General features: G+C 47.4%; 18 protein-coding genes and 1 pseudogene. 15 read left to right on the top strand and 4 right to left on the bottom strand.

All coding sequences use genetic code 11. From position 1 onward, the window contains the following. Nucleotides 1-3: 3 nt before the first annotated feature. Together mscC and yfkAB are read right to left on the bottom strand one after the other, a co-directional pair. Nucleotides 4-846 carry a mechanosensitive ion channel protein MscC gene (gene mscC / locus ACQVGS_RS17910; RefSeq protein ID WP_083504394.1) on the bottom strand — a complete coding sequence of 281 codons (843 nt, stop codon included), beginning with the start codon at nt 844-846 and terminating at the stop codon, nt 4-6. Then, the gene (gene yfkAB, locus ACQVGS_RS17905) at nt 847-1968 is read right to left on the bottom strand and encodes a radical SAM/CxCxxxxC motif protein YfkAB (RefSeq protein ID WP_059291645.1); all 1122 of its coding nucleotides are present in this window, start codon (nt 1966-1968) and stop codon (nt 847-849) included. Between the two features lie 145 nt (nt 1969-2113). Here yfkAB and ACQVGS_RS17900 point away from each other — a divergent pair, with 145 nt between their 5' ends. Both ACQVGS_RS17900 and pdaA read left to right on the top strand, forming a co-directional pair. Beyond that, nucleotides 2114-2299, top strand: a complete 186-nt coding sequence (locus ACQVGS_RS17900; protein WP_010333401.1) for an SE1561 family protein — start codon at nt 2114-2116, stop codon at nt 2297-2299. Between the two features lie 99 nt (nt 2300-2398). Continuing rightward, nucleotides 2399-3190: a delta-lactam-biosynthetic de-N-acetylase gene (gene pdaA / locus ACQVGS_RS17895; protein WP_024120592.1), complete on the top strand. Its 792-nt coding sequence runs from the start codon at nt 2399-2401 to the stop codon at nt 3188-3190. 34 nt (nt 3191-3224) lie between these two features. Here pdaA and ACQVGS_RS17890 read toward each other — a convergent pair whose 3' ends face one another. Further along, entirely contained in the window at nt 3225-4088 is an 864-nt protein-coding gene (locus ACQVGS_RS17890; protein WP_254518114.1) for an NAD(P)-dependent oxidoreductase, read from the bottom strand. Nucleotides 4089-4187: 99 nt separating this feature from the next. Continuing rightward, nucleotides 4188-5147, bottom strand: a complete 960-nt coding sequence (corA, locus tag ACQVGS_RS17885) for a magnesium/cobalt transporter CorA (RefSeq protein WP_059291643.1) — start codon at nt 5145-5147, stop codon at nt 4188-4190. A 118-nt stretch (nt 5148-5265) separates the two neighbouring features. Between corA and ACQVGS_RS17880 the strand changes: the two genes are divergently transcribed. The 13 genes and pseudogenes from ACQVGS_RS17880 (at nt 5266) to lpdA (ending at nt 20112) form a co-directional block, all read left to right on the top strand. Beyond that, nucleotides 5266-6129, top strand: coding sequence for a DNA-3-methyladenine glycosylase family protein (locus ACQVGS_RS17880; protein ID WP_106021626.1), 864 nt, complete (start codon nt 5266-5268; stop codon nt 6127-6129). Nucleotides 6130-6242: 113 nt separating this feature from the next. Beyond that, nucleotides 6243-7643 (top strand): 23S rRNA (uracil(1939)-C(5))-methyltransferase RlmD, encoded by a 1401-nt coding sequence (gene rlmD, locus ACQVGS_RS17875; RefSeq protein WP_400152651.1) that lies wholly within the window; start codon nt 6243-6245, stop codon nt 7641-7643. 339 nt (nt 7644-7982) lie between these two features. Next, a complete protein-coding gene (locus ACQVGS_RS17870; RefSeq protein ID WP_127695670.1) occupies nt 7983-8969 on the top strand; it encodes a tRNA dihydrouridine synthase in 987 nt (328 codons plus the stop codon). 236 nt (nt 8970-9205) lie between these two features. Then, a complete protein-coding gene (locus ACQVGS_RS17865) occupies nt 9206-10390 on the top strand; it encodes a M20 metallopeptidase family protein (protein WP_106021620.1) in 1185 nt (394 codons plus the stop codon). A 21-nt stretch (nt 10391-10411) separates the two neighbouring features. Then, nucleotides 10412-11947 (top strand): AbgT family transporter, encoded by a 1536-nt coding sequence (locus ACQVGS_RS17860; protein ID WP_174754409.1) that lies wholly within the window; start codon nt 10412-10414, stop codon nt 11945-11947. Nucleotides 11948-11970: 23 nt separating this feature from the next. Then, on the top strand, nt 11971-13227 hold the full coding sequence (locus ACQVGS_RS17855; RefSeq protein WP_103672419.1) for an amidohydrolase: 1257 nt from the start codon (nt 11971-11973) through the stop codon (nt 13225-13227). Between the two features lie 108 nt (nt 13228-13335). Then, a complete protein-coding gene (locus ACQVGS_RS17850) occupies nt 13336-14091 on the top strand; it encodes a hypothetical protein (RefSeq protein ID WP_127695668.1) in 756 nt (251 codons plus the stop codon). Continuing rightward, complete coding sequence (locus ACQVGS_RS17845; protein ID WP_106021618.1) at nt 14088-14540, top strand: DUF6884 domain-containing protein; 453 nt, start codon at nt 14088-14090, stop codon at nt 14538-14540. Before ACQVGS_RS17850 ends, ACQVGS_RS17845 begins: the two co-directional genes overlap by 4 nt. Before the next feature lie 29 nt (nt 14541-14569). Next, nucleotides 14570-15242: pseudogene (locus ACQVGS_RS17840) on the top strand (YfjL-like protein). Nucleotides 15243-15475: 233 nt separating this feature from the next. Beyond that, the gene (gene acoA, locus ACQVGS_RS17835; protein ID WP_106021617.1) at nt 15476-16477 is read left to right on the top strand and encodes an acetoin:2,6-dichlorophenolindophenol oxidoreductase subunit alpha; all 1002 of its coding nucleotides are present in this window, start codon (nt 15476-15478) and stop codon (nt 16475-16477) included. A gap of 1 nt (nt 16478) precedes the next feature. Continuing rightward, entirely contained in the window at nt 16479-17507 is a 1029-nt protein-coding gene (acoB, locus tag ACQVGS_RS17830) for an acetoin:2,6-dichlorophenolindophenol oxidoreductase subunit beta (protein ID WP_106021616.1), read from the top strand. Nucleotides 17508-17520: 13 nt separating this feature from the next. After that, nucleotides 17521-18717, top strand: a complete 1197-nt coding sequence (locus ACQVGS_RS17825; RefSeq protein WP_106021615.1) for a dihydrolipoamide acetyltransferase family protein — start codon at nt 17521-17523, stop codon at nt 18715-18717. 18 nt (nt 18718-18735) lie between these two features. Continuing rightward, on the top strand, nt 18736-20112 hold the full coding sequence (gene lpdA / locus ACQVGS_RS17820; RefSeq protein ID WP_106021614.1) for a dihydrolipoyl dehydrogenase: 1377 nt from the start codon (nt 18736-18738) through the stop codon (nt 20110-20112).

The following is a 20112-nucleotide window of genomic DNA, read 5'->3' as shown; positions in this document are numbered from 1 at the left end:
TTTTTATTGGGTTCTTTCAATTCTTACAGCTTCCTCAAGCATTTGCACATTGTTTTGGTACAGCTGGCGAACGAGAACCCGTCTGGCGGCAAGGCTGGCACTGAAATAATCTTCATCCCGGACCATGCCCTTTACGGTAAATTCAACCCCGCGGTTGATTTTATTCAAAGCGGTGATGCCGTGTATTTGAAAAGGCTCTGTCGGGTTTCCGAATTCATCCCGCTTCAGTGAATCGCGAAGCTCTTCATTCAGCATGTCGCACGCTTCCTCCAGCACACTGTATACTCGATCTGGATCTTCTTTAAAGCTGATGAGAAAAGATTCGGTAATCCGCATAAAATCAATATTATAATTTTCTATTTGTCTGACCTCGCCGTTGCTGATGGTGAGAAGCTTTCCGCTCCATTCACGGATTTGCAGCGAGCGCAGGCCGATTTCTTCGACGGTGCCGTTAAATAAATTGTTTACCGTCACATAATCGCCTTTATGAAGCTGGCGTTCATAAATTAAAAACACACCCGCCAGCACATCCTTAATCAGTGATTGGGCGCCAAAACCGATGACGATACCGGCTACGCCCGCCCCGGCTAAAATCTTGCCGAAATCATGCACAAATAAAGAAATAACATAAAAGATAAAACCGATCGTCGCCGTATATTGGGTGATAGAACGGACAAGGCTTTCAATGGTTTTCTCTTTTCTTTCTTCAATAAAGTCCGTCCGTTTAAAAAATAACTGCACCAATCGGTTAATGATAAAAACACCGATCCACAAAATGACGGCGACGAGGAGAATATCAACGATTTTATTCTGAAAAATCTCCGTAAGTGTTTCTTCCATCCGCATCTAACTCCTGGCTTGACGTTTTGAAAAATCTGTATCCTGGTAGTAGCTGTTTTTGACGAGAACGTTTGGTCCGAGGCACCGGACATTCGGGCAGTGGCAGTTCAGTTCTTTGGCCAGCTTTGTTTCTCTCCACTTTTGATAGGCGGAAGGCAGGCTGTCCGTCTGTATATTGCCGAGCGGCGGTGTATCGCCAAAGTCGGTCACAATAATATTCCCGTCAAAAATATTGACATTCAGGCGCGACCGGCCGTCAGGGTCATTTCTCACTGTCACGTTTTTCGCCGTGCGAAGCCGGCGAAGCAGCTCTTGATCCTCTTCATCAGGACTGCATGCGTAAAACGGCAGTGTGCCGAACAGCATCCATGTCTTTTCATCACGAATATCCAGCAAACGGTGAATCGCCTGTCTCATGTCCTTCAGGCTGAGAGATTCAAGGGCGCTCGCAAAATCACTCGGATACATCGGATGGATTTCATGACGCTGACATTTCATATCTTCTGTGATTTGGCGGTGAATATGCTCAATGTGCGGAAGTGTGCGTTTGTTCAGCATCGTTTCCGCTGATACCATCACTCCGGCATCCACTAGCTTGCGGCTGTTTTCGATCATTTTATCAAAATAGCGCGCACGCTGCTCGAAGGTCGGTTTTCTGTCCATCATAGCAAAACCGATTTCCGCAAACTCTTCAACCGTTCCCCAGTTATGAGAAATATGTAACACATCAAGATACGGAATAATCCATTCGTATCGCTCGATATCGAGAGTCAGGTTTGAATTGATTTGGGTCCTCACCCCGCGCTCGTGGGCGTATTTCAATAACGGCACGACATATTCCTTTACAGATTTTAATGAAAGCATCGGCTCTCCGCCTGTAATACTGATGGATCTGAGGCGGGGAATTTCCTCCAGCCGTTTTAACAGAAGATCTATTGGCAGAGCATTCGGGTCTTTGGGCTGCAATGTATAGCCTACAGCGCAATGCTCGCATCTCATATTGCACAGTGTCGTCGTTGTAAATTCAACGTTCGTCAGCTGCATATCTCCATACTGGTCGACATCCATATAGGCTTCCCAAGGGTCGAACTCAGGTGTAATCGGACGCAGCTTCGTGTTTTGTGTCATGACTATCTAACTCCTTTATAAATGAGGCATACTAACGCTGCCAACAGTTAATTTTAGACCTGATTTGCCAAGATCGCAAGTAGCGGGGCGATTGAAAAACGGCAAAAAATGAGCTACCATAATAAAAAATGAATGGAGGCGCAGAATGGGGAACGCAGTAAACAATAAAGATCAGCAGCTTGATTATTTAAAGAACAGACTAGACATGTTTATGAACGTCATCGATTCATTAGACCCTGAAGCAACAGACGTTGAAGATATAGACAGGCTCATCGGCATGCTGGATGACCTGGAAGCCAAATATGAACGATTTAAAAAAGACTGGGAATAAAACCGCGCATGCCGCGGTTTTTTATATTGGCATAAAGCGTCAGTATAAAACAGGGCGCCTTTCTGTAAAATAAGAAAAAATGCAGAAGGAGCGCTGGCCATGAAGTGGATGTGTGCAATATGCTGCGCCGCCGTCCTGCTTGCAGCAGGAGCAAAACAGGCAGATGCGGTACCGAATGAGCCGATTAATTGGGGCTTTAAGCGAAGCGTTAATCATCAGCCGCCAGATGCGGGAAAACAGCTGAACAGCCTGATCAAAAAATATGACGCGTTTTATTTAGGCAATACAAAAGAAAAAACAATTTATTTAACATTTGATAACGGCTACGAAAATGGCTATACGCCAAAGGTGCTTGATGTCTTAAAAAAACATCACGTGACAGGAACGTTTTTTGTCACCGGGCATTTCGTGAAGGATCAGCCCGAGCTGATCAAACGGATGTCGGATGAAGGGCATATCATCGGCAACCACTCCTTTCACCATCCGGATCTGACGACAAAAACAGCAGACCAAATTCAGGACGAGCTTGATTCAGTCAACGAGGAAGTTTATAAGATCACGGGAAAGCAGGACAACCTATACTTACGGCCGCCGCGCGGCGTGTTCAGTGAATATGTGCTGAAAGAAACAAAACGCATGGGCTATCAAACCGTTTTCTGGTCCGTCGCTTTTGTCGACTGGAAAATCAATCATCAAAAAGGGAAAAAATACGCCTACGGCCACATGATCAAACAGGCGCATCCGGGTGCGATTTACCTGCTTCACACTGTCTCCAAGGACAATGCCGAGGCGCTGGACGATGCGATTACCGACCTGAAAAAACAAGGCTATACCTTTAAAAGCATTGATGACTTGATGTTTGAGAAAGAAATGAAGCTGCCGTCTTTGTAAACATGAAAGCCTCTCCGCAATGGAGAGGCTTTTACTATTTTTCTATGCATTTTATTAAAGCGGCCCAATCTAGGTTTCCAAGCCCTTTTTCAATACCGCTTTCAAAATGGCCTTTCGCCAGCTCGGCAAGAGGGAGGTTTGCAGAAACCTGCCCCGCGGCGGCGAGCGCCAGATTGGTGTCCTTCAACCCTAATGACATTTTAAAGCCCGCCGGCTCAAATGTTTGCTCGGCCATGATCGTTCCGTAATTTTGATATACAGGGGAGCCGAAAAGCGCGTTGGCGATCTCTAAAAATTGTTTTTGCTCTAATCCGTATTTCTCCATCATCAGGAATGATTCAGATAACGCCTCCAGCATAGATACGAGCAGGAAATTGATGCTGATTTTCGCTGCGTTTGCTGTTTTGCTTTCTTCGCCGACGTCAAACACTTGCTGACTCAAGCTTTCGAGCAGAGGTTTTGCTGTTTTTTTTGCTTCCGCGGGTCCTGCCGCTATAATGCGAAGCGCGGCTTTTGCGGCGGCATCCGGTCTTCCCAGCACAGGAGCCGCAAGGAAGGATTGTCCTTTTTCTGCATGGGCGGCCGCAAGTTTTTCTGAGAACTCCACACTGATCGTGCTCATCGAAATGTGAATGCCATTCTCTGATAACCCTTCAATCAATCCGTCTTTGCCGAACGTCACGTTGCTGACAGAATTGTCATCGGAAAGCATTGTCACGACAATATCAGCGGTCTCGGCCGCCTGGCGCGGCGTTTCTGCCACTTGGGCGCCCTGGGATGCGAATTCTTCCGTCTTTTCTTTCGTCCGATTGTATACTGTCAAACGATGACCTGCTTGTAGCACGTTTCGGGCAATGGGCTGTCCCATATTGCCGAGTCCGATCACAGCGATTTTCAATCTGATCACTCCCTGAACATTTTTTTCATTATATACAAAATGAACAGGATATGCTGGAAATCGGCTTACCAAAATAAAAAGAACAGCTTCACGCTGTCCTCATTTAAAGATGTTGAACCATCCTTTATGTACAAACCATATCAGCATGCCGGCCACAAGAGCGGCCATCAGGCCAAGCACGGCAAAATATCCGTATTTCCAGTGAAGCTCCGGCATGTTGTCGAAGTTCATGCCGTAAACGCCGGCGATAAACGTGAGCGGGATAAAAATCGTAGACACGATGGTCAATGTCATCATAATCGCATTCATCCGGTTCGAATTCAGTGTCACGTAGCTGTCACGCAAATCGGACGTCATGTCGCGGTTAGATTCCACAATTTCTGAAAGCTTTAATAAATGATCATAAATATCGCTGAAGTATGCCTTTGTTTCCCGCTGCTCCTTCACATGGTCAAGACTTAAAATCCGATACAGCAAATCACGCATCGGAATAATGGTCCGCCTGAGATGCAATAGGTCAGTTCTGAGCTCAAACACCTCGCTCATCAGCGTCCCGTACGTTTTGTGGCTGCGGCTGTCTTCAATCTCATTCAGCCGGTCTTCTATTTTGTACACCAGAGGAAAATATTCATCAACAAGCTGATCCATGATCATGTAAGAAATATGCCCCGGCCCTTTTTTAAACATGTCCGGTGAAGCATATAATCGCTCCCGGACTTTGGCGATACCGGGCGTTTCGTGTAAATGAAAGGTGACGACAAATGTTTCGCCTTGAAAGATATCGACTTCCTCGGTCTCAAGTGTTTCCTGATTCAGCGCATGAAGCACGTAAAAGCGATAGCCATCGTAATGGTCAAGCTTCGGGCGCTGCATATGCTGAAAGCAATCTTCAATCGCAAGCGGATGAAAATGAAAAAAATCTCTCAATAACGCGGTTTCCGTTTCCTCCGGGCCGTAAAAATCAACCCAGTACCACGCAATATCCGGCTGTTCAACCCGTTCGATCGGTATATTTTTCAAAAGCTGATGCTGTGTTGTGATAGCGGTAATGTTGATCATAAACAACCCTCCACGTGCCATTATATCATGCGGCCTTTTTCAGAAAAGTATACAGTGTTTTCTACAGGTTTCCAGCCGCGTGGTATACTGAACAAAAAACGGAAAAAGGGCTGATCATATGTGGAAAGAAAAAGTATCGGTCACACCGCCGTACCATTTTGACCGTGTGCTCGACAGGCTGGCGTTAGACCCTCTGAATGCAGTTGATTTGAAAGCGCGGGACATAAGAGTGCCGATCAGAAATAAGGCCGGTGACGTATGTATTGTGAAGGTGCAGGCTTTAGGCCATGCGGACGAGCCCGAGTTTCTCGTCAGCGGGGAAACAGAGCAGGAAGACATGATGAAGGAAATCAAACGGATTTTTCAATGGGAACATGATTTGCAGCATGTCCTTGATCATTTCTCAAAAACGAATCTTTCCGCGATTTTTGAAGAGCATGCAGGCACGCCGCTGGTATTAGACTACAGCGTGTACAACTGTATCATGAAATGCATTGTGCATCAGCAGCTGAATTTATCTTTTGCGTACACCTTGACAGAACGGTTTGTCCAAACCTTCGGCGAGCAGAAGGACGGCGTGTGGTGCTATCCGAAGCCGGAAACGATTGCGGCGCTGGATTATCAAGATCTCCGCGAGCTCCAGTTCAGCATGAGAAAAGCGGAATACGCCATTGATACGTCAAGGATGATTGCAGAAGGCACACTCGATTTGTCAGAGCTGCCCCAACTGACAGATGAAGACATCATGAAGAAACTGATCAAAATCAGAGGCATCGGCCCATGGACAGTACAAAACGTGCTGATGTTTGGGCTCGGACGGCCCAATTTATTCCCGCTGGCCGATATCGGACTGCAAAACGCGATCAAACGCCATTTCAATTTGGACGACAAACCGGCAAAGGATGTTATGCTCGCGATGAGCAAGGAGTGGGAGCCTTATTTGAGCTATGCGTCGTTGTATTTGTGGAGGAGTATAGAATAATTCGTCTGACAATGAAGGAAATCGTGCAAACGTGTTATACTAGAAAGATGTGAAAAAAACATTTCACTTTCTGCCATCTGCAGAAAGCTTCATATAGAAACGGAGAGAACAACGTGAACCAACAAAACAAAAAGGCGCTCGTCGAACTGAAAGTCGGACAGACCTTTCCGCTGACGATTAAACGTCTCGGAATTAACGGGGAAGGCGTCGGCTATTTCAAGAAAAAAGTCGTGTTCGTGCCCGGCGCGCTTCCTGGTGAAGAGGTTGTCGTCCAAGCGACGAAAGTGCAGCCGAAGTTTTCGGAGGGACGGATCAAGAAGATTCGCAAGGCTTCGGAGCATCGGGTGGCACCGCCTTGCCCTGTCTACGAGCAGTGCGGCGGCTGTCAGCTTCAGCATCTTGCATACAGCCAGCAGCTTCGGGAAAAGCGCGACATCGTCATCCAGTCTCTGGAGCGCCATACGAAGTTTAAAGTCGAAAACATGGATATCAGAGAAACGGTCGGCATGGACAATCCATGGAATTACCGCAACAAAAGCCAATTCCAGATCGGACGCTCACAAAGCGGCAGCATCATCGCCGGCTTATACGGCCTTGATTCTCATGATATCGTGCCGATCAAAGACTGTGTCGTCCAGCATCCGGCAACAAATAAAACAACAGGCATCGTCCGCCGCATTTTAGAGGATTTCAATGTGTCTGTTTATAATGAACGGAAAAGAAAAGGCGACGTTCGCACGATAGTGACGAGAGTCGGCTTTGAAACAGGCGAAGTGCAGGTCGTGCTTGTGACAGCAAAAGAAACGCTTCCGCATAAGGAAGAAATCGTCAAAGCGATCCAAAAGCGGCTGCCTGAGGTGAAATCCATTATTCAAAATGTAAACGGAGCGAAAACCTCTGTGATTTTCGGTGAGAAAACAAAACCGCTCGCCGGAAAAACAGTGATCCAAGAGGTGCTTGGCGACGTATCATTTGAACTGAGCGCCCGCGCTTTCTTCCAGCTCAACCCGGAGCAAACCGTCAAGCTGTATGACGAAGTGAAAAAAGCGGCGCAGCTGACCGGAAAAGAAAAAGTCGTTGACGCGTATTGCGGCGTCGGCACCATCGGAATGTGGGTGGCGGACGGAGCGAAGGAAGTCCGCGGCATGGACGTCATCAAGGAATCAATTGATGATGCCAAGAAAAACGCCAAAAAACACGGCATGACAAATGCCACGTACGTAACAGGAACAGCCGAGCACTGGCTCCCGAAATGGACGAAAGAAGGCTTCCGCCCGGACGTCGTCATCGTCGACCCGCCAAGAACTGGCTGTGACACTACGTTCCTGGACACGATCAAAAAAGTCAAACCGAAACGCTTTGTGTACGTTTCCTGCAATCCATCCACGCTTGCGAAGGATTTACAGGCGCTGTCGAAAGACTATCGCGTGGAATATATTCAGCCTGTCGATATGTTTCCGCAGACGGCTCACGTTGAAGCAGTGGCGCAGCTTGTATTGAAATCGTCTAACTAAAATAATCAATTCCTAATCAGATCTGGATTTCGGTAGAATGAACATTGCCGATTTCTGGGTCTTTTTCATGCGCAACCCACCCAAGCTATTGAAAGAAAATTTGCAGGAACATACACTGAAACTTGGATCATGTACCTAACCCTATGACTCAAACTGCTTTTCTAGTCGGTTTACTTTGTCACTTTTTATGTGTGACTAGTAAAGATTTAAATGTTCAAAATTTACTATCGTTTGATAAGAAGTGCTTAAGCATGCTATAAGTGTAAAAGAAGCATGGTCAGCTTTTTAATTTTGGGATAAAGGTGTAGCCGTATCCCATAATGAAAGGATTTGAATGTAATGACGATAGATAATTTCTGGCGTGAATTACCACGGCCATTTTTTGTACTGGCACCAATGGAAGATGTGACAGATGTTGTTTTCCGCCATGTAGTGAGTGAAGCAGGAAGACCTGATGTGTTTTTTACAGAATTTACAAACTCGGAGAGCTATTGTCACCCGGATGGGAAGGATAGTGTGCGCGGCCGTTTGACCTTCACTGAGGATGAACAGCCAATGGTAGCTCATATATGGGGAGACAAGCCTGAGAACTTTCGCCAAATGAGTATTGGTATGGCGGAACTAGGGTTTAAGGGTCTAGATATCAATATGGGCTGTCCTGTACCTAATGTTGCGGGAAATGGAAAGGGAAGCGGCCTTATTTGTCGTCCAGAGGTTGCAGCAGAACTAATACAAGCAGCAAAAGCAGGCGGATTGCCAGTAAGCGTGAAAACTAGACTTGGTTACACGGATATAGATGAATGGCGCGACTGGCTGACACACGTATTGAAACAGGACATTGCTAATCTTTCCATTCATTTGCGCACAAGAGCGGAAATGAGCAAAGTGGATGCGCATTGGGAACTCATCCCGGAGATTAAGAAACTTCGTGATGAGGTAGCGCCAGATACACTGTTGACGATCAATGGGGATATTCCTGACCGCCAAACTGGATTAAAACTTGCTGAACAATACGGTGTCGATGGAATTATGATAGGGCGCGGTATTTTTACAAATCCATTTGCCTTTGAAAAGGAGCCGAAAGAGCATAGCAGCAAGGAATTGCTTGATCTCTTACGGCTGCATCTGGATCTTCATGATAAATATTCAGCATTAGAAGCGCGTCCATACAAGCCTCTTCCTCGCTTTTTCAAAATTTACCTCCGCGGATTCCGCGGAGCAAGTGAATTAAGAAACCAGTGCATGAACACTAAGTCAACAGATGAAGTGCGTGCATTGCTCGATGACTTTGAGAGTAAGTATCTTGATGGGGCGGAGCAACAGTAGATGTTTCCTAATTCAAGGTAAAAGCGAAGCGGGACGCTCTTTTTGCTTTATAAGTTAGTTATTTAGGAAAAGTTTATTTTCACTGTGCAAAAATACAACAGACGAAGAGGAATCTGTCAGATTCCTCTTCTTTTTTGATTCAATAAGTCAGATTGTCTGACATTCCAATTGAACCAGCCCCATATAATCAATAAAGTAAATGCAAGAGTTTCTAAAACAGAATGGAGGCTGGAAGCATGATGGATGAATACGCCAGTATATATAAGAACGTGATTGAATGGAGGAGACATCTTCATCAATACCCGGAGCTGTCCTTTCAAGAAGAAAAAACAGCTCAATTTGTATATGATACGCTCTCTTCTTTTGAAAATCTTGAGATCAGCCGCCCGACAAGGACAAGTGTCGTTGCCCGGCTGAGCGGTGCGCGGCCGGGCAAGCGAATTGGGCTGCGCGCTGATATGGATGCGCTGCCGATTCAAGAGGAGCATGACAGTCTTTTTCGCTCCCGCCATCCAGGTGTAATGCATGCGTGCGGGCATGATGGGCACACCGCCATGCTGCTTGGGGCGGCTGAGATTTTGTCTCGGAAAAAGGATGAGCTTAGCGGCGAAGTCTACTTTATTTTTCAGCATGCCGAGGAGGTTCATCCTGGCGGAGCGCAGGAAATGGTGAAGGCTGGTGTTGCGGACCATCTTGATCTATGCATAGCCATCCATCTGTTTTCTGCCATGCCTTTAGGAAAAATCGGACTGGCATCAGGCCCGGTCACAGCTAACTCTGATCGCTTTGATATCACGATTAAAGGAAAAGGCGGGCATGCCTCTCAGCCTGAACAGTGTATTGACCCGCTTGTGATTGCCTCACAAGTCATTACTCATTTGCAAAGCATTGCCTCAAGACATACAGATCCTGCCGAAAGACTGGTGCTCTCTGTTACCATGTGTCATGCGGGCTCCGCCTACAATGTGATCCCCGATACTGTGACGCTTGGAGGGACGGTAAGGACGTTTCGAAAGGAAGTCCGGGCAAATACGGAAGCGCTCATGGAAACCATTATAAAAGGCGTAACTGAAGCCCATGGCGCGTCGTATGATTTTGATTACCGCCATGGATACAAGTCTGTGGTAAACGATCCGAACGTAACCGAACTGGTCAGACAAGCAGCAGAGAATCTGTGGGGGAAGGATCAGGTATTTCCGTTAGCGCCAATGATGGGCGGAGAGGATTTCTCCGCGTTTTCTGAACGAGTGCCTAGCTGTTATATCGCTTTGGGAGCGGGAACCGGGGAGATGATCTATCCGCATCACCATCCTAAATTCACGTTCGATGAAAAAGCGTTATCAGCAGGTGTTAAATTATTTGTAAATTCAGTCTATTTCATTCTGCATTCCCGTGAATCGATTTCAATGAAGATCAACTAAAACCGATTATAGGAGGGCGCTATGGCTAAACATCTGCCGGAAGTCATGACCGCTGATTCTTTACAAAAAATCGAGCATAAAGGAATATTAAAGTGGATCGAAAAGGCCGGAAACAAATTGCCTGATCCTTTTATGTTATTTATCTACTTATCGATGATCATCATTGCCATGTCTGTTTTGCTGGCAGGAAACGCAGTGACACATCCGGGAGACGGGAAAGAGGTAGCCGTTAAGAGTTTGCTCAGCACCGAGGGCATTCACTGGATGCTGACGGAAGCGGTGAACAACTTTGTTCAATTTCCGCCTCTCGGACTTGTGCTCACGATGGTGCTCGGCATCGGGCTGGCGGAACGCGTCGGTTTGATCGAGGCTGTGCTGCAAAAGATGATGGCGCATGTTCCGAAAGCGATCATCAGCTATTCCGTCGTATTTGTCGGGATTTTAGGGAATCTGGCGTCTGATGCGGCATGGGTCATTATCCCGCCGGTTGGCGCCCTGATCTTCATGGCAGCCGGGCGTCATCCGCTTGCCGGCTTTGCGGCCGCTGCGGCAGGTGTAGGGTCAGGATTCACGGCCAATCTGATGATCGCCGGGACAGACGCGCTTCTTTCCGGCATTACCACACAGGTCGCGCAAACCGTCGATAAAAATGCTCAGGTATCGGCTGTCGATAACTGGTTTTTCATGGCGGCCTCCGTATTTGTTTTAGCCTTTATCGGTGCATGGGTTACTGATAAAATCGTTGAACCCCGGCTTGGCAGCTACCGCGGAGAATACAAGCCTGAAATGGCGGCGTTAACGGGAAAAGAGATCAAAGCACTGAAGGCGGCGGGGGCAGCGGCCCTTTTATATGCTGGAGTCATTGCGTTATTAGTTGTTCCAGAGGGAGCGCTTCTGCGTGATCCTGAAAACGGATCGATTCTTTCCTCGCCTTTTTTGAAAGGCATCATCCCCATCATTCTGCTGTTCTTTATTACTGTATCGGTTGTTTATGGCATCGTGGCCGGGCGCATTAAGAATCAGACAGACGTCCCGAGGCTGATGGGAGATTCCATTAAAGGCATGTCAGGCTTTATTGTGCTCGTCTTTGTTATTTCGCAGTTTATCGCCTTTTTCACGTGGAGCAATATGGGGATTTTTATGGCAGTAAAAGGAGCGGACTTTCTGGAATCCATCCATTTAACAGGTTTTCCTGTATTAATCGGATTTTCGTTGCTGACTTGTGTCGTCAGTCTGTTTATTACGAGCGGCTCTGCTTTATGGGCGCTGCTGGCCCCTGTGTTTATCCCGATGCTGATGCTGCTGGATTTTCATCCCGCGTTTATTCAAATTGCCTATCGGATTGCGGATTCCGCGACAAACACCATTACGCCGATGAATCCGTATTTGCCGATGCTGATGGCTTACTATAAGCGCTACAAATCAGATGCGGGCTTCGGAACTGTGATCTCAACCATGATTCCGTATACGGTTCTGTTCTTCTTGGCGTGGCTTCTCATGATGTTCATTTGGTACGCTTTCGGCTGGCCGATCGGACCGGGCGTTTATGCAAAATAAAAACGGCAAAGGGTGGGAGACATATGGATATGATTCAAATAAGACGAGATTTTCACCGGCATCCCGAACTGGGCTTTACAGAATTTCGCACAGCCGGAAAGGTTGTGGAAACTCTTCAAGCCCTGGGATATCACGTGACATATGGCAAGGACGCAATGGATGGCGAGGCCCGCAGAGGCGTTCCTTCAGAAAAAGAACTGAAGCGCGCTTTTGACCGTGCAATTGAAAATGGAGCCGATCCTGATATCATTGCGCCGATGAAAGGCGGATATACCGCTGTCATCGGAAGACTTGAAGGGAATACGCCGGGACCCGTCGTTGCGCTTCGTTTTGATATGGATGCACTTCCGATTACAGAAAGCGCAGATGCTGACCATGGTCCTCACGCCAAGGGCTTCCGTTCTGCATTTGAAGGAAATATGCACGCATGCGCCCATGACGGACATACCGCGATCGGGCTAGGCGTTGCTGAAGCGCTGGCACATCGAAACTTTGCAGGTACTCTGAAGCTGATTTTCCAGCCCGCTGAGGAGGGTGTCCGCGGAGCGTATGCCGTTACTGAGAAAGGCATGCTGGACGATGTTGATTATCTCCTCTGCCATCATCTGGGGACTAATGTGCCGCTTGGGGAAGTATACGGCGGTGCAGAAGGATTTCTGGCCACTACGAAAATGGCTGCTCATTTCCGGGGCGTCTCCTCACATGCAGGAGCGGCTCCTGAGCATGGCAGAAATGCTTTGCTAGGGGCGGCGACGGCGCTTTTAAATATACATGCCATTCCGCGTTTCAGCTCGGGCGATACCCGGATCAATGTCGGCGTGCTTGAAGGCGGAACAGCGGCCAATATCATCCCGCAGCACGCGAAAATGATCATTGAAACGCGGTCTGATTCAGAAGAGGTCAACCGCGATCTGGAAGAGCGGGTGAGAAAGATCATCGCCCACAGCGCAGCCATGCATGAGCTTGAACATGAGGTCGAAATCATCGGCGGAGCGATTCCGATCAAATGTGACGAGGAAATGGTTTCGACCGTGCTAGAAGCTGCTGGAGAGGTTGGCGGATTTTCCTCACTGCAAGGCATCCAGACCGGCTCAAGAGGAAGTGAAGACGCAAGCTATATGATCAAAAGAGTTCAGGAGCGGGGAGGAAAAGGGACATATATGATCATTGGCACCGACATCGCTGCCCCGCATCATCATGAAAAGTTCGATATCCAGGAAGATATTCTTCCGCGAAGCGTTCAGCTTCTGAAGCAAGCGGCATTGAAGCTGTTGAAGTAGAGGGAGAATCCCCTCTTTTTTTATGTCATTCGAAGCGATTTCCAAATAAAGGAGACGATTTGTTGGATTTATGGTACATTGATAGGTATGAAAAAAGAGGAGAATCAAATGAAGAGAATGCATTTTTGTACAGGTATAGGCCTGCTGCTGATCGTGATTTCAGCCTATCCTATCTTTGTACTATTGAGAGAAAATATAATAGATCACAACGTAACAAATCGTTATGACATTCATTATGCATATCAAGACAAGCAAGGTTATGAACCTGCGATAGATACTCAAAATATCAACATATTTAATCATCATATTAGGATTATTGAGACCAAAACAGGAAAACATGCGCCCTTGACAAGCTGGGATAAAGACGAAAACGTCCCTGCCGGAGAGATTGTTAACATACAGTATCAATTAGACGGCCGAGATCTCTCATCACCTTCTGAAGTATGGCTTTCTAATCGAGAAAGAGGAGGAAGATACTTTTCATGGCTTGAAATATTAACGGTAAAGGATCGAAAGACTGATCAAAATCTGGTTTACATTGTTCAGAGAATAACTGACGATCAAATAAGTCTTGAAAAAAGCAAATGGAAAATAATCAGGATTCATCAGGATGGGACTGTAAAGGAGAAGCTTCTAAGCTATTCTGATAGAAGCAAGGATCCATTGAGTGTAAAACTGCTCAATTTTTCATACGTTGGAGGAAATTCAATGGGGTATCATTCTGATATGTATGAAGTGATTCCCAATGTCATATTTCCTCTTTTGTATCCGTTGATTACGGTCGCTGTTGGTTGTGCGATCATGATCGGGATTTTAATCATTGTGATAGTCCAGAAGATAAAAGGAGTTCGAAAATCAATATGAAACGACTATGCATCATCCCCTGCGGCGCGAAAAAAATCTGGGATGTTCAGCCTGATGCGGGGCCGACGAGGGCGGAAGACGCTTACCTGAGCCCGTTTCATCAGGCGTGCGAGCGGTATGCAAAAGCTTTTTTTGACGAGTGGGTCATTTTGTCGGCGAAGCACGGGTTCCTGCGTCCTGATGACATCGTGCCGGAAAACTACGATGTGGCATTCGGGAGCGGTCATCCAGAGATTATGACAGAGGAGAAGTTAAGCCGCCAATATCGTGAAAAGGGTTTTCTTGAAAAAGAAGAGCTCGTCATGCTCGGCGGGAAAAAATATCGTAAAGTCCTGAGCACGGTCGTCGGAGATCATCAGCATATCAGCTGGCCGCTGGCACCGTACAAAGGCATTGGTTACATGCTTCAGGCACTGAACAGGGCGGTTGAAGAAAAACAAGAACTGTAATACGTACATAACCGGAAAAGGGTGTGTAAATGAAAAGAATGGTGTTTGGCTTCCTTGCCATTGCGGTATGTGGAAGCGGCTTTTATATCTATCATTTTTTATTCGGTGATCCATTTTCCAAAAATGCCGCAGAGCAAAAGCTCACATCATATGTGAAACAGACCTATCCTCAAAAAGAAATTAAGATCACGAATGGAGTTTATAACGCGAAAACCTCGGAATATGTGTTTCAAGCAAACACCCAACCTCAAAGCTACCAAATGTGCGCGATGGGGGTTCTCCATCCTAAGGTAACCTGCGATGGAATTGAAGAAGCCTATACCGAGTCTGTTGCAAAACATCTAAATCAAGAAGCATCAAAGGAAATCGAAGCGGATTTGAAAAAAGCCGTTCCGCAACTTATAAAAGCCGAAGCAGATATCAGCGTTGAACACGCCCAGTTTACATTAGAGACAAGCTGGAGAAAGCAATTGGCTGAAAGAGCGCCGCTAAGTTTGACGATTCAGAACAAAAACAGATGCCGCGGCGATGGCGGAAACCGTCAGAAAAACGCTTAATCAAAAAGGGTATACATATTTCAGAGGCACGATAGACTGCATGCAGAAGGACGGGAACGGCGGCTTCGGTTATGTAAAATATTCAATTGATTTTACTCCCGAAACCGTCATTCAGAAAAACGATGCAGAGGCATTAGGAAGTTGATAAGATTTCCGAGGAAATAAATATGTCGATCGACGTCAAAAGACCGGGCTGGTGACCGGTCTTTTTTATTTGGAATAAAACGAGACACATGGTTTCATATCGAGACAAAATGAGACACCTGTCTCAAACTGTCTCATGGTATCAACATAGAAGACTGATTTTACAGGCATCCAATAGCTGGCACACTTCTTGCATTCATTAATGCGAACCCTAAATAGAAGGAGGCACACACAATGGAACTGTTAAAACGAGAAGGCTTGTCATTAACTGAGGAAAAAGCGCTGTGGATGTACCAAAAGATGCTGGAAATCAGGGGCTTTGAGGACAAAGTGCATGAACTGTTCGCAGAGGGAGTGCTTCCCGGATTCGTCCATTTGTATGCCGGTGAAGAAGCTGTAGCTGTAGGCGTGTGCGCTCACTTAGATGATGGCGACAGCATTACAAGCACACATAGAGGGCATGGCCATTGTATTGCCAAGGGCTGTGACCTGAACGGCATGATGGCGGAAATTTTCGGGAAAGCGACAGGGCTTTGTAAAGGCAAAGGCGGGTCGATGCACATTGCCGATCTCAATAAAGGTATGTTAGGGGCAAATGGAATCGTCGGGGGCGGATTTACGCTCGCATGCGGGTCAGCGCTCACGGCTAAATATAAACAGACCAATAATGTAAGCGTTTGCTTTTTTGGAGACGGAGCAAATAATCAAGGAACCTTCCATGAAGGCCTCAACTTAGCGGCTGTATGGAATCTTCCAGTTGTGTTTATCGCTGAAAACAACGGCTACGGCGAAGCCACGCCATTTGAGTACGCGTCAGCCTGTGATTCAATCGCTGATCGGGCAGCTGCCTATAACATGCCGGGAGTAACCGTGGACGGAAAAGATATTTTAGCAGTTTATCAGGCAGCAGAGGAAGCGATTGAACGAGCAAGAAACGGCGGAGGCCCATCCTTGATTGAATGCATGACTTACCGAAACTACGGCCATTTCGAAGGAGATGCCCAAACCTATAAAACAAAGGATGAAAGAGCTGAGCACCTTGAAGAAAAGGATGCCATACAAGGTTTTAAAAACTATCTGTTAAAAGAGGCGGATGAAAAAAAACTGGCAGATATTGAACAAAGCGTCAAAGAATCGATTGAAAAAGCAGTCTCCTTCAGCGAAGACAGCCCATATCCGAAAGAATCAGAGCTGCTGGCAGATGTATATGTCTCATATGAAAAAGGAGGAATGTAAGATGGCAAGAGTCATAAGCATGTCAGACGCGATCAACGAGGCGATGAAACTTGCGATGAGAAGGGACGAAAATGTGCTGTTGATCGGTGAGGATGTAGCCGGAGGAGCGGCAGTCGATCATTTGCAGGACGATGAAGCATGGGGCGGCGTATTAGGCGTCACAAAAGGGCTCGTTCAGGAATTTGGACGGAGCAGAGTGCTGGATACGCCTATTTCTGAAGCGGGCTATATGGGCGCCGCTATGGCTGCGGCATCAACAGGGCTGAGACCGATTGCGGAGCTGATGTTTAACGATTTCATCGGCACGTGCTTTGACCAGGTCATCAACCAAGGGGCAAAATTCCGCTATATGTTCGGCGGAAAAGCGCAAGTGCCGATTACCGTCCGCACCACATACGGAGCGGGTTTCCGGGCTGCGGCACAGCACTCCCAGACGCTGTACGGCCTTTTCACAAGCATTCCGGGGCTGAAGACGGTTGTTCCGTCGAATCCGTATGACGCCAAAGGTCTGCTGCTTGCGGCGATCGAAGACAACGATCCGGTGTTCTTTTTTGAAGACAAAACGTCCTACAACATGAAAGGCGAAGTGCCGGAAGAGTATTATACAATTCCGCTCGGAAAAGCGGACATCAAACGCGAGGGCAGCGACATTACGCTGTTTGCGATCGGCAAGCAGGTCAATACCGCACTCGAAGCGGCAGCACAATTATCAGAAAAAGGCATTGAAGCCGAAGTTCTTGATCCGCGCAGTCTGTCTCCTCTGGATGAGGAAGCAATTTTCACATCGTTAGAAAGAACAAACCGGCTGATCATCATTGACGAAGCCAATCCGCGATGCAGTATAGCCACAGATATAGCCGCGATTGTGGCCGACAAAGGCTTTGATCTGCTGGATGCGCCGATTAAGCGGGTTACAGCGCCGCACACACCTGTGCCGTTTTCGCCAGTGCTTGAAGACCAATATTTGCCGACACCAGATAAAATCGTCAGCGTCACGCTTGAATTGCTTGGCGAGCCGGCAGTGAATTAAAGGGGGGACACATATGGCGGTCAAAGTAGTGATGCCAAAGTTGGGAATGGCCATGAAACAAGGAGAAGTATCGATTTGGAACAAAAAAGTGGGAGATCCGGTTGAAAAGGGAGAAAGCATCGCCAGCATTCAGTCGGAGAAAATAGAAATGGAAATCGAAGCGCCTGAAAAGGGCACGCTGATTGATATTAAGGTGAAAGAAGGGGAAGAGGTTCCGCCCGGTACAGCCATCTGCTATATCGGGAACGCCAATGAATCGGTGCAGGAAGAGGCGAAAGAGCCTGCTGCAGAAGATAGTGAGCCGCCAGCTGTCCAGCCTTCAAAACAAGAAAACAAACCCGCAGCCGGTAAAAAAGAACGAATCAAAATATCTCCAGTCGCCAGGAAAATCGCGGAAAAAGCGGGATTAGACGTGAAACAGCTGAAAGGCACAGGACCAGGCGGACGAATCGTGAAGGATGATGTCACAAAGGCGCTTTCTGAACAAAAAAGAGAACAGGCTGAGCCAGTTTCTGATCAAAAGGCGCAGGAAACGCCGGTTACAGGCATGAGAAAAGTGATCGCGTCCAGAATGCAGGAAAGCTTGGCAAACAGCGCACAGCTGACGATTACAATGAAGGCTGATATCACTAAGCTGGCAGCTCTTCAAAAACAGCTTTCGCCGACAGCAGAGGAACGGCACGGCACGAAATTAACGATGACTCATTTTGTCTCAAGAGCTGCGGTGCTCGCTCTCCAATCACATCCTATGCTGAACAGCTTCTACAAAAATGAGCGCATTATCACACTTCCTCATGTTCATCTTGGAATGGCTGTTGCTCTTGAAAAAGGGTTGGTTGTGCCTGTCATTCGTCATGCTGAAAAACTGCCGCTGATTGAGCTGGCCAAAACCATTTCGGAAAACGCCAAAAAAGCACGCGAGGGACGTGCGGGGAGCGAAGAATTGCAAGGCTCGACCTTCTCAATCACAAACCTTGGCGCATCCGGCGTGGAGCATTTTACGCCGATATTAAATCCGCCCGAAACAGGCATTCTCGGCATCGGAGCAAGCTATGACACGCCGGTTTTTCAAGGGGAGGAGATTGTCAGAGGTACGATACTGCCGCTCAGCCTGACGTTTGATCATAGAACCTGTGACGGCGCTCCGGCAGCTGAATTTCTGAAGACGATCAAAACTTATTTGGAGGAACCGGCAGCGTTAATTTTATAGAAAAGCAGGTGAAAGAACATGACATTAGCCATTATCGGAGGGGGACCAGCGGGCTATGCGGCAGCAGTCTCAGCGGCACAGCAGGGAAAAAAGGTGTTGCTCATTGACAAAGGCTCACTTGGAGGAACCTGTCTGAATGAAGGCTGCATTCCGACGAAGTCTTTGTTAGAAAGCGCAAATGTGCTCGATAAAATCAAACATGCCGGGCGCTTCGGCATTGAACTTCCGCCCGGTGCAATATCGGTTGATTGGGACAAAATGCAGAGCCGAAAACAGCAGGTTGTCAGCCAGCTTGTCCAAGGCGTACAGTACTTAATGAAAAAAAATCAAATACAAGTCGTGAAGGGAGAGGCCTCCTTTCTTTCTGACAAGAAGCTCTTGATCGAAGGGGAGAACGGCAAAGAAATCAGAGAGGCTGAACAAATATTGATTGCTTCCGGGTCAGAGCCAATCCAGCTGCCCTTTGCCCCGTTTGACGGCGAATGGGTGATCGACAGCAAAGATGCACTCGGCCTTTCTGAAATTCCCGGTTCGCTTGTGATTGTCGGCGGCGGTGTGATCGGCTGCGAGTATGCCGGATTGTTCGCCAGACTTGGATCGAAGGTGACGATCATTGAAACGGCCGGCCAGCTGATCCCGGCAGAGGACGAGGATATCGCCCGTCTCTTTCAGGAAAAGCTTGAGGAAGACGGAGTTGAAGTTCACACTTCTTCCCGGTTAGAGCGTGTTGATCAAGCAGCCAAAACGGCGATATGGAAAAGCGGACAGCGTGAGTTTAAGACGAAGGCCGATTATGTGCTGGTGGCGATCGGCAGAAAACCTCATCTGGATGGATTACAGCTTGACCAGGCGGGAATTGATTTTTCCCAAAAAGGTATTCCCGTAAATGAGCAGATGCAGACCAATGTGCCTCATATCTACGCATGCGGGGACGCGATCGGTGGCATTCAGCTGGCCCATGCTGCTTTCCATGAAGGAATCATCGCCGCTTCACACGCTTCAGGACGCGACATCAAAATGAACGAAAAAAACGTGCCTCGATGTATTTACACATCGCCGGAAATCGCATGTATCGGATTGACTGAAAAACAGGCAAGACACGTTTACGGAGAAGTACAGATTGGTGAATTTCCTTTTGCCGCAAACGGGAAGGCGCTCATCAAACACCAAGCGGAAGGAAAGGTCAAGATCGTGGCGGAACCGGAGTTCGGCGAAATCGTCGGAGTCTCAATGATCGGACCGGATGTGACCGAGATTATCGGCCAGGCGGCTGCCATCATGAACGGAGAAATGACGGCGGATATGGCAGAGCATTTTATCGCGGCCCATCCGACACTGTCGGAAACGCTGCACGAAGCATTGTTAAGCACAATTGGGCTTGCGGTGCATGCATAA

The sequence above is a fragment of the Bacillus sp. SD127 genome (genome assembly GCF_058566445.1).
The sequence above is the reverse complement of the archived record's forward strand: the minus strand, read 5'-3'. Positions and strand labels throughout refer to the sequence as shown.